The following is a 9515-nucleotide window of genomic DNA, read 5'->3' on the forward strand; positions in this document are numbered from 1 at the left end:
CGACAACGTGCAGCTCGTGATCGCCGCGTGCATCATCGTGCCGCAAGCGATCGTCGCGATGCTGTCGCCGTGGGTCGGCCGCTCCGCGCAGCGCTGGGGCCGCCGGCCGATCCTGCTGCTCGGCTTCGTGCAGACCGCGTGGCCGCTCGACCGGCCGATCGTGCCGCTGTCCGACGATCCCGACACGTGGCCGACGGTCGACGTGTATATCCCGACCTACAACGAGCCGCTGTCGGTCGTGAAGCCGACCGTGTTTGCCGCGCAGAGCATGGACTGGCCTGCGGCCAAGCTGCGCGTGTATCTGCTCGACGACGGCAAGCGGCCCGAGTTCGAGGCGTTCGCGCGCGAGGCCGGCATCGACTATCTGACGCGCGACGACAACCGGCACGCGAAGGCCGGCAACATCAACCGCGCGCTGCCGAAGACGCACGGCGAGTACATCGCGATCTTCGACTGCGATCACGTGCCGACCCGCTCGTTCCTGCAGACGACGATGGGCGTGTTCCAGCGCGACCCGAAATGCGCGCTCGTGCAGACGCCGCATCACTTCTTCTCGCCCGATCCGTTCGAGCGCAACCTCGGCACGTTCCGCGAGATCCCGAACGAGGGCAACCTGTTCTACGGGCTCGTGCAGTCGGGCAACGACCTGTGGAACGCGACGTTCTTCTGCGGCTCGTGCGCGGTGCTGAAGCGCAGCGCGCTCGAGGAAGTCGGCGGCGTCGCGATCGAGACGGTGACCGAGGATGCACATACGGCGCTCAAGCTGCATCGGCGCGGCTACACGTCCGCGTACCTGCCGACCGTGCAGGCGGCGGGCCTTGCGACCGAGAGCCTCGCGGGCCACGTGAAGCAGCGCACGCGCTGGGCGCGCGGGATGGCGCAGATCTTCCGCATCGACAATCCGTTCCTCGGGCGCGGGCTCGGCTTCGTGCAGCGGATCTGCTACGGCAACGCGATGCTGCACTTCTTCTACGGAATCCCGCGGCTGATCTTCCTGACGATCCCGCTCGCGTACCTGTTCTTCCACCTGTACTTCATCAACGCGGCGTCAATCGCGCTCGCGAGCTACGTGGTGCCGTACCTCGTGCTCGCGAACATCGCGAACTCGCGGATGCAGGGGCGCTTCCGCCATTCGTTCTGGGCGGAAGTCTACGAATCGGTGCTCGCGTGGTACATCGCGCTGCCGACGACGGTCGCGTTCTTCAGCCCGAAGCACGGCAAGTTCAACGTGACCGACAAGGGCGGCAAGATCGAGGAGGGCTACGTCGACTGGTCGACGTCGAAGCCGTACCTCGTGCTGTTCGCGGTGAACGTGTTCGCGATCCTGGCCGGCCTCTGGCGGCTGGTCGCGGACCAGGGCGACGAAGCGTCGACGATCCTGATCACGCTCGGCTGGACCGTCTACAACCTTGCGATGCTCGGTGCGGCGCTCGCGGTTGCACGCGAGGCGAAGCAGGTGCGCGTCACGCACCGGATCGCGATGCGCGTGCCGGCCACGCTGCTGCTCGCCGACGGCACGACGGCCGCATGCTTCACGAGCGATTATTCGGCCGGCGGCCTCGGGCTCGAGGCCGTGCCGGGCCTGAAGCTCGCGGCGGGCGATACGCTGACCGTGTGCGTGACGCGCGGCGACCGGGCGTTTCCGTTCCCGGTGCGCGTGTGCCGTGTGACGCCGACGCATGTCGGCGTGAGCTTCGACGCGCTCACGCTCGAGCAGGAGCGGCAACTCGTGCAGTGCACGTTCGGACGCGCCGATGCGTGGCTCGACTGGCACGAAGGCGAGCGCACCGACACGCCGCTGCGCGGGCTCAGGGAAGTGTTGCAGGTGGGCGTCGACGGTTACGTGCGCCTGCTGAAAGGGGCATCGCGCAGCGTGCAGGCGATGCTGGCGCTCGATCGGGCGCGCGAATGAAGCTTGAATAAAGCACGCATGAAGCGTGAAAGATGCGGGAAGCGGAGGCGGGCGCGTGACGGCCGCCGCCGCTCATGACGGAGTAGTTTCGATGACGTTCTGGAATCTGTATTTCATCCTGAAGTTCGCGATGTTCGCGACGGGCCATCTGGAGCCGATGTGGGTCGCGAACCTCGCGTTCGCGGTGGCGCTCGCGGCCAGCGCGCCGATCCGGCGGCGCGCGTGGCGGATCGTCCGCCAGCTCGCCGCGATTGCGATCGCCGTGCCGCTGCTCGCGCGCGAGCTGCACGCGCCGCCGCTCGCGCGGCTCGCCGATGCGCTGCGCGAGGTCAGCACGTTTCGCGCCGAGTACTGGATGGAGCTGCTGCCGCGCCTGTTGCCGCCGATGCTGCTGCTGACCATCGCCGGCGGCCTGATCGTGTACTTCGTCGTGAACCGCTGGCTGCGCGTCGCGACGTTCGTGCTGGCCGCGCTCGTCGTGCTGCCGTTGTGGCAGGCGGGCACCGGGATGATCGCGCGCGCCGGTGCGAATGCGCAGGCCCAGACGCAGCTCGCGGGCGCGGCGCGTGCCGGCCAGCCGGAGGATCACAACGCGGCGCTCGCCGCGTTCCGCACGCAGGAATCGCAGCGGCAGGTCGCGTTCGGCCATCTCGGCAACGATCCGGCGACGCAGTTCGACGTGATCGTGCTGCATGTGTGCTCGCTCGCGTGGGACGACCTCGACGCCGCGAACGTGCGCAATCACCCGATGCTGAGCCACTTCGACTACCTGTTCACGAACTTCAGCTCGGCCGCGAGCTACAGCGGCCCGGCGGCGCTCCGCGTGCTGCGCGCGAGCTGCGGGCAGGAGGCGCACGCCGACCTGTACAAGCCCGCGCCACAGCAGTGCTACCTGTTCTCGCAGCTCGCGCGCGCGGGCTACACCGCGCAGTCGCTGCTGAACCACGACGGCCACTTCGACAACTTCCTGCAGATCATCCGCGACAACATTGGCGTGCCCGATGCGCCGCTCGTGTCGAACGCGGACGCGCCGGTCGCGATGCATGCGTTCGACGGCTCCGAGATCAAGGAGGACTACGCGACGCTCGCGAAGTGGTACGCGCAGCGCGGGTCGGTAGCGGGGCCGGTCGCGCTGTACTACAACACGATCAGCATGCACGACGGCAACCGCGTGGTCGGCAGCTCGCTGACGAGCATCGACTCGTATCCGCAGCGCGCGACGAAGCTGATGAACGACTTCGACCGGCTCGCGGACCTGATCGCGTCGTCGGGCCGGCGCGCGGTGATCGTGTTCGTGCCCGAGCACGGCGCGGCGCTGCGCGGCGACAAGAACCAGGTCGCCGGGCTGCGCGAGATTCCGACACCGCGCGTCGTGCATGTGCCGGTCGGCGTGCGGCTCGTCGGCTTCCAGGGCAACCACGGCACGACGACCGTGATCGACCAGCCGTCGAGCTTCCTCGCGCTGTCACAGCTGATCTCGAATCTCGTGTCGAACAGCCCGTTCAAGCCGGGCGTGACGCTCGCGCAGTACGCGGCGGACCTGCCGCGCACGCGGATGGTCGGCGAGAACGAGGGCACCGTGACGATGCAGACGGCCGCCGGCTACGCGGTCAAGACTCCGGATGGCGTATGGATCGACGAAAAGTAAACCCGGCCGACGGCGGCGACGCTCGCCTGTCGCAGCCGAACGACGTGCTCGGCCTTGCGCGCCATCTGCCGGCGCTCGACCCCGAGCGCTACGTCGACGAGCAGGCCCGCCGCGCGTATGTCGAATCGCTCGAGCGCTGGCCGGTGCTCGCGAAGCTGATGGGCTTGCGGGAATAGGCGCGGGTGAAGCCGCCGTTGCCCGCGGTTGCCGGACGGCCGGCGGCTCTTCAATGCGCGTTTCGCTCCGGCTGGCGCGTCCATTCGTTTTCTTCGCCGGGCACCTTGCCGAAGGTTTGCGCGGCCCATGCCTCGCGGGCCGCGGCGATCTTCGCGCGCGAGCTCGACACGAAATTCCACTCGATGAAGCGTTCGCCGGGCAGATGTGCGCCGCCGAGCAGCATCACGCGCGCGCCGTGCGAGCTCGCGAGTTCGACCGTCGTGCCGGGCTCGAGCACGGCCATGGTCGCGCTCGCGAGCGGCGTGCCGTCGATGCTCAGGTCGCCGTCGACGAGATAGACGCCGCGTTCGCCATGCTCCGCGTCGAGCGTGAGGCGGCCGCCAGCTGCGAATTCCACATGCGCGTAAAGCGTCGGCGAAAACACCTCCACCGGTGACGCGAGCCCGAACGCGGTGCCCGCAATCACGTGCACGGTTGCGCCGTCGCGCGTGAACGACGGCAGCGTATCGGCCGGATGGTGGACGAACGCGGGCGCCGCGTCCTCATGGTCGAGCGGCAGCGCCACCCAGGTCTGGATGCCGTGGATTGCCTGATCGAGCGGCCGTTCTTCGTCAGGCGTGCGTTCCGAATGCACGATGCCGCGCCCGGCCGTCATCCAGTTCACGTCGCCGGGCACGATCTTCTGCCGGAAGCCGAGACTGTCGTGATGCATGAACGTGCCGTCGAACAGATAGGTGACGGTCGCGAGGCCGATGTGCGGATGCGGCAGCACGTCGACGCCGCTGCCGGCGGGCAGCACCGCGGGGCCCATGTGGTCGAAGAAGATAAACGGCCCGACGAGACGCGCGGCGCGTGCGGGCAGCACGCGGCGCACGACCAGGTTGCCGATGTCGCTTTCGCGCGGCGTGAGCAGGGTCTTGATCGAAGCGGACATGACGGAATTCTCGTGTGCGTGGTCGGAGGAATCGGCATCGGGCGACCGCGATAGCGGCCGGGAGCGGGGTCGGGGTGGGGGCGAGAATCGGGCGGAGAATCGGGCGGAGAATCGGTCCGAGAACGGGGCCGACCCCGTTCATCCGCGTGCGTGCCGATCGCGCAACGCGACGACGCGCGCATCGCGATGTGTCACGACGGCTGCCGGTCCCGCGAGGCCGGCACGGATGCCTGGTCGCCCGGCAACTGGCCGAACATGTGCTGGCTGCATTTTGCGTCGCGCCATGCGGCATTCAGCCGGTGGCCCGACAGCATCCGGCGTGCGACGGGAAGGATCTGCTCGCCCGCGAGCAGGCCGAGCAGGCCCGTCAGCGCAATGGTGGGCGGAGCCGGCGACTGCACGCCGATCGCGCCGTAGATGACACCGGCAAGCACGCCGGCAAGAAGCGACAGGAGATACGGTTTCATGATGCGGGTCTCGTGGTTGGCCGGCCGATGACGGGCAAGGCGCCGTCGCTGTCGTGAAAGCGTAGCGGGTTTCCGGGAACAGGAAAAGAGCGGCAGCGCATGAAATGCACGCACTGACCGGAATCGGACCGATTCCATTTCTTGTGTGTCCTTTCGTCGCGAATACGTGTCAAATGAGCCGGCCTGGCTGCCGATGCGCCAGCGCGACACACACTAGACTCCGCCCGCTCACAAGGCCGAGGCGGGCCTCCCATTTCTCCGGTTCAAAGGACGACACACGTCATGAGCAATCCGAAGCAAGAAGTACTCACTCCGCAGAACAGCCAGCTGATCTTCATCGACCAGCAGCCGCAGATGGCCTTCGGCGTGCAGTCGATCGATCGCCAGACGCTGAAGAACAACGTCGTGGGGCTCGCGAAAGCCGCGCGCGCGTTCGACATCCCGACCACGATCACGACGGTCGAGACGGAAAGCTTCTCCGGTTTCACGTATCCCGAATTGCTCGACGTGTTTCCGGACGCGAAACTGCTCGAGCGCACGTCGATGAATTCGTGGGACGACCAGAAGGTCCGCGACGCGCTGGCCGCGAACGGCCGCAAGAAGGTGATCGTGTCGGGCCTGTGGACCGAAGTCTGCAACACGACGTTCGCGCTGTGCGCGATGCTCGAAGGCGACTACGAGATCTACATGGTGGCCGACGCCTCGGGCGGCACGTCGAAGGATGCGCACGACTACGCGATGCAGCGCATGGTCCAGGCGGGGGTCGTGCCCGTCACGTGGCAGCAGGTCGTGCTCGAGTGGCAGCGTGACTGGGCGCGCCGCGATACGTACGACGCGGTGATGGCGATCGCGAAGGAGCACTCGGGCGCCTACGGGATGGGCGTCGACTATGCGTACACGATGGTGCACAAGGCGCCGCAGCGCACGGCAGCGCCGCATCAGGTGCTGGCGGCCGTGCCGGCAAAAGTGGCGAAATAAGCGGCGAAATTTGCGGTGAAACAAGCGCCACGCGCCGGCGGCGCGCTGCGCGTTCGTACGCCGCTTGCGGCAGCCGCATCTGCGGACTGCCGCTCGGCGTTCAACGCGTGGCCAGTGCCCACGGCGCGTTCGCGAAATGCTCGGCCAGATAGTCGAGCAGCACCGTGACGCGCGCGGCGCGCAGCATGCCGGGCGGCGTGACGAGGTTCACGTTGATGTCGGCAATCCGCCAGTCGGGCATCACTTCCTCGAGCTCGCCGCGCTGCAATGCGTCCCAGACGAGGAACTCGGGTTGAAGGGCGAGGCCGTGGCCCGCGATCAGCGACGGCACGATCACGTCGGCGTTGTTGGTGCGGATCCTGCCGCGCACCTGCACTGCAACCTCGTCGCCCGAGCCCGCATGGCGGAAGCGCCAGCATTCCGGCGTCGGCAGGTTCGTGTAGGTCAGCGTCGTGTGCTGCTCGATGTCGTGCGGGTGCGTCGGGCGGCCGTGGCGGTCGAGATACGCGGGCGATGCGACGAGCGGTCGGCGCACCGCGCAGAGCCGGCGCGAGCGCAGCGTGGAATCGTTCAGCTCGGCGATCCGGATCGCGACGTCGAAGCCGCCCGACACGATGTCGACCAGATGGTCGGTGAGCACGAGATCGATGTCGATGCTCGGGTAGCGCTCGAGAAACGCGGGAAGCACCGGCGCGAGATGGCGCAGGCCGAACGACATCGGCGCGTTCACACGCAGCAGGCCATGCGGCTCGAGCGCGTGCGCGGACGCTTCGTTTTCGATCAGCTCGGCGTCGGCGAGCAGCCGGATCGCGCGGTCGCGCAGCAGTTCGCCCGTCGGCGTCAGCGACAGCTTGCGCGACGTCCGGTACAGCAGCATCGTGCCGAGCCGTTGCTCGAGACGCGCGATCGCCTTCGACACGGTCGGCTGAGACGTGCCGAGCAGGTCGGCGGTTTTTGCGAACGAGCCGGTCTCGGCGACGCGCGCGAAGATGGCCCAGGCTTCGAGATCAGGAAGGTGTTGCATCGTGGATATGAAATCGATGATGGGGGTGGTGCGCCGTTTTCAGTGCCGGGAAAAACCGGTGCCGTCGGCGTGGCGACGTGCAGTGCCCGGCCGCGCTGACCGGGATGCGATGGCGCCCATTCTAATCCGACCGTGAGACAGATCGTATGGAATCTTATCTATTTTCATTGGGCGCCGGCGTGCTGGTCGGCGTCGTCTACAGCGCGATCCGGGTCCGCTCGCCCGCGCCGCCGTTGATCGCACTCGTGGGCCTGCTCGGCATGCTGATCGGCGCGCAGGCGATCCCGGCCCTCAAACCGTTGTTCGGCTTCTAATCGCACTGAGGATACGCTCATGAGCGCAACCGACATCCAACCCGATCTCATTCTTCATAACGGACGGATTACCACGCTGGACCGTTCGAACCCGATCGCCACCGCGGTGGCGATCGCCGGCGGCCGCTTCGTCGCGGTCGGCAGCGATGCCGACGTCGTGCCGCTCGCGGGCCGCGCGACGCAGGTCATCGATCTCGCGGGCCGGCCCGTGCTGCCGGGCCTGATCGACAATCACACGCACGTGATCCGCGGCGGCCTGAACTACAACATGGAGCTGCGCTGGGACGGCGTGCGCTCGCTCGCGGTCGCGATGGATATGCTCAGGCAGCAGGTCGCGATCACGCCCGCGCCGCAATGGGTGCGCGTCGTCGGCGGCTTCACCGAGCACCAGTTCGTGGAGAAGCGGCTGCCGACGATCGACGAGCTCAACGCGGCCGCGCCCGATACGCCGGTGTTCATCCTGCACCTGTACGACCGCGCACTGCTGAATGCGGCCGCACTGCGCGTCGTCGGCTATACGAAGGACACGCCGGAGCCGCCGGGCGGCACGATCCTGCGCGACGGCGCGGGCAATCCGACGGGCCTGCTGCTCGCGAACCCGAACGCGACGATTCTCTACGCAACGCTCGCGAAGGGGCCGAAGCTGCCGTTCGAATACCAGTACAACTCGACACGTCACTTCATGCGCGAGCTGAACCGGCTCGGCGTGACGGGCGTGATCGACGCGGGCGGCGGTTCGCAGAATTACCCGGACGATTACGAAGTGATCCGCAAGCTGCATGACGCGGGCGAGATGACGGTCCGCATCGCATACAACCTGTTCACGCAGAAGCCGAAGGCCGAGAAGGAAGACTTCGTGAACTGGACGAATAGCGTCACGTATCACGACGGTACCGATTACTTCCGCCATAACGGCGCGGGCGAGATGCTGGTGTTCTCGGCGGCTGATTTCGAGGATTTCCGCGTTGCGCGTCCCGAGCTGCCGGCGGGAATGGAGGACGAGCTCGAGGGCGTCGTGCGCGTGCTCGCGCAGAATCGCTGGCCGTGGCGCATGCATGCGACCTACGACGAAACCATCAGCCGTGCGCTTGACGTCTTCGAAAAGGTAAACAAGGACATCCCGCTCGACGGCATCAACTGGTTCTTCGATCACGCGGAAACCGTTTCCGAAAAATCGATGGACCGTATCGCGGCACTCGGCGGCGGCATTGCGGTGCAGCACCGGATGGCCTACCAGGGCGAGTACTTCGTCGAGCGCTATGGCGCTCAGGCGGCCGAAGCGACGCCGCCTGTCGCGAAGATGCTCGCGAAAGGCATGAAGGTGTCGGCCGGCACCGACGCGACGCGCGTTGCGTCGTACAACCCGTGGGTGTCGCTCGCATGGCTCGTGACCGGCAAGACGGTCGGCGGCCTGCGGATGTATCCGCAGCGCAACCTGCTCGATCGCGAGACCGCGTTGCGCATGTGGACGGAGTTCGTCACGTGGTTCTCGAACGAGGAGGGCAGGAAGGGCCGCATCGCGGTCGGGCAACTGGCCGACCTGATGGTGCCGGACCGCGACTTCCTTGCGTGCGCGGAAGACGACATCGTCGACACCACGTCGCTGATGACGGTGGTCGGCGGCAGGATCGTGTGGGGTGCGGGCCCGTTCTCGCGGTACGACGCGCCGATTCCACCGGCGATGCCGGACTGGTCGCCGGTGCGCCAGTACGGCGGCTATGGTGGCTGGGGCGTGACCCAACGCGACGGCGCGCCGCTGCAGCGGGCTGCGGCCGCCGCGCAGTGCGGCTGTGCAAGCGCGTGCAACGTGCATGGCCACGCGCACGCGGGCGCGTGGGGCAGCGCATTGCCGACGTCGGACGCGAAGGGCTTCTGGGGCGCGTTCGGCTGTTCGTGCTGGGCAATCTGACATGACGACACTGACCGGCCGCGGCAATCCCGCCTGGATCCGCGCGCTGCTTGCGCAGCCGTGGGTGCTGCCGCTCGCGCGTCTCGCGCTGGTGTCCGCGTACCTGATCGGCGGGGTCGGCAAGGCGCTGAACTTCGACGACGCGATCGCGG

Annotated in this window: 9 protein-coding genes and 1 pseudogene; 7 read left to right on the forward strand and 3 right to left on the reverse strand. The window is 67.5% G+C overall.

Features of this window, described 5'->3' with window-relative positions:
• The 3 genes from bcsA to G3N94_RS37510 form a co-directional block, all read left to right on the forward strand.
• Positions 1 to 1912, forward strand: a 1912-nt coding sequence (gene bcsA / locus G3N94_RS37500; protein WP_241022300.1) for a UDP-forming cellulose synthase catalytic subunit, incomplete at its 5' end; no start/stop codon positions are given.
• A gap of 91 nt (positions 1913 to 2003) precedes the next feature.
• The gene (gene bcsG / locus G3N94_RS37505; protein ID WP_205799272.1) at positions 2004 to 3560 is read left to right on the forward strand and encodes a cellulose biosynthesis protein BcsG; all 1557 of its coding nucleotides are present in this window, start codon (positions 2004 to 2006) and stop codon (positions 3558 to 3560) included.
• Complete coding sequence (locus G3N94_RS37510; RefSeq protein ID WP_205799273.1) at positions 3542 to 3736, forward strand: hypothetical protein; 195 nt, start codon at positions 3542 to 3544, stop codon at positions 3734 to 3736. Before bcsG ends, G3N94_RS37510 begins: the two co-directional genes overlap by 19 nt.
• Positions 3737 to 3786: 50 nt before the next feature.
• Here the strand turns inward: G3N94_RS37510 and G3N94_RS37515 are convergent, their stop codons facing one another.
• Together G3N94_RS37515 and G3N94_RS37520 are read right to left on the reverse strand one after the other, a co-directional pair.
• Complete coding sequence (locus G3N94_RS37515; protein ID WP_205799274.1) at positions 3787 to 4671, reverse strand: pirin family protein; 885 nt, start codon at positions 4669 to 4671, stop codon at positions 3787 to 3789.
• Between the two features lie 191 nt (positions 4672 to 4862).
• Complete coding sequence (locus G3N94_RS37520) at positions 4863 to 5138, reverse strand: DUF1427 family protein (protein ID WP_205799275.1); 276 nt, start codon at positions 5136 to 5138, stop codon at positions 4863 to 4865.
• A gap of 282 nt (positions 5139 to 5420) precedes the next feature.
• On the opposite strand from G3N94_RS37520, the gene G3N94_RS37525 reads away from it, so the two are divergent.
• On the forward strand, positions 5421 to 6116 hold the full coding sequence (locus tag G3N94_RS37525) for a hydrolase (protein ID WP_205799276.1): 696 nt from the start codon (positions 5421 to 5423) through the stop codon (positions 6114 to 6116).
• A 100-nt stretch (positions 6117 to 6216) separates the two neighbouring features.
• Here G3N94_RS37525 and G3N94_RS37530 read toward each other — a convergent pair whose 3' ends face one another.
• Positions 6217 to 7140: a LysR family transcriptional regulator gene (locus G3N94_RS37530; protein ID WP_205799277.1), complete on the reverse strand. Its 924-nt coding sequence runs from the start codon at positions 7138 to 7140 to the stop codon at positions 6217 to 6219.
• A 146-nt stretch (positions 7141 to 7286) separates the two neighbouring features.
• Between G3N94_RS37530 and G3N94_RS37535 the strand changes: the two genes are divergently transcribed.
• The 3 genes and pseudogenes from G3N94_RS37535 to G3N94_RS42795 all read left to right on the forward strand — a co-directional run.
• Positions 7287 to 7454 (forward strand): DUF1427 family protein, encoded by a 168-nt coding sequence (locus tag G3N94_RS37535; RefSeq protein ID WP_205799278.1) that lies wholly within the window; start codon positions 7287 to 7289, stop codon positions 7452 to 7454.
• A 19-nt stretch (positions 7455 to 7473) separates the two neighbouring features.
• Entirely contained in the window at positions 7474 to 9363 is a 1890-nt protein-coding gene (locus G3N94_RS37540; protein WP_205799279.1) for an amidohydrolase, read from the forward strand.
• A 1-nt stretch (position 9364) separates the two neighbouring features.
• Positions 9365 to 9515, forward strand: a pseudogene (locus tag G3N94_RS42795) (DoxX family protein); the annotation flags it as partial.

The organism is Burkholderia sp. Ac-20353 (genome assembly GCF_017104785.1).
GTDB lineage: Bacteria > Pseudomonadota > Gammaproteobacteria > Burkholderiales > Burkholderiaceae > Burkholderia.

What these genes read in the sequence shown, in the direction of transcription:
- G3N94_RS37510 (WP_205799273.1), top strand. Translation starts at nt 3,542, where the DNA reads ATGGATCGACGAAAAGTAAACCCGGCCGACGGCGGCGACGCTCGCCTG.
- G3N94_RS37540 (WP_205799279.1), top strand. Translation starts at nt 7,474, where the DNA reads ATGAGCGCAACCGACATCCAACCCGATCTCATTCTTCATAACGGACGG.
- G3N94_RS37520 (WP_205799275.1), bottom strand. Translation starts at nt 5,138, where the DNA reads ATGAAACCGTATCTCCTGTCGCTTCTTGCCGGCGTGCTTGCCGGTGTC.
- bcsG (WP_205799272.1), top strand. Translation starts at nt 2,004, where the DNA reads ATGACGTTCTGGAATCTGTATTTCATCCTGAAGTTCGCGATGTTCGCG.
- G3N94_RS37525 (WP_205799276.1), top strand. Translation starts at nt 5,421, where the DNA reads ATGAGCAATCCGAAGCAAGAAGTACTCACTCCGCAGAACAGCCAGCTG.
- G3N94_RS37515 (WP_205799274.1), bottom strand. Translation starts at nt 4,671, where the DNA reads ATGTCCGCTTCGATCAAGACCCTGCTCACGCCGCGCGAAAGCGACATC.
- G3N94_RS37530 (WP_205799277.1), bottom strand. Translation starts at nt 7,140, where the DNA reads ATGCAACACCTTCCTGATCTCGAAGCCTGGGCCATCTTCGCGCGCGTC.
- G3N94_RS37535 (WP_205799278.1), top strand. Translation starts at nt 7,287, where the DNA reads ATGGAATCTTATCTATTTTCATTGGGCGCCGGCGTGCTGGTCGGCGTC.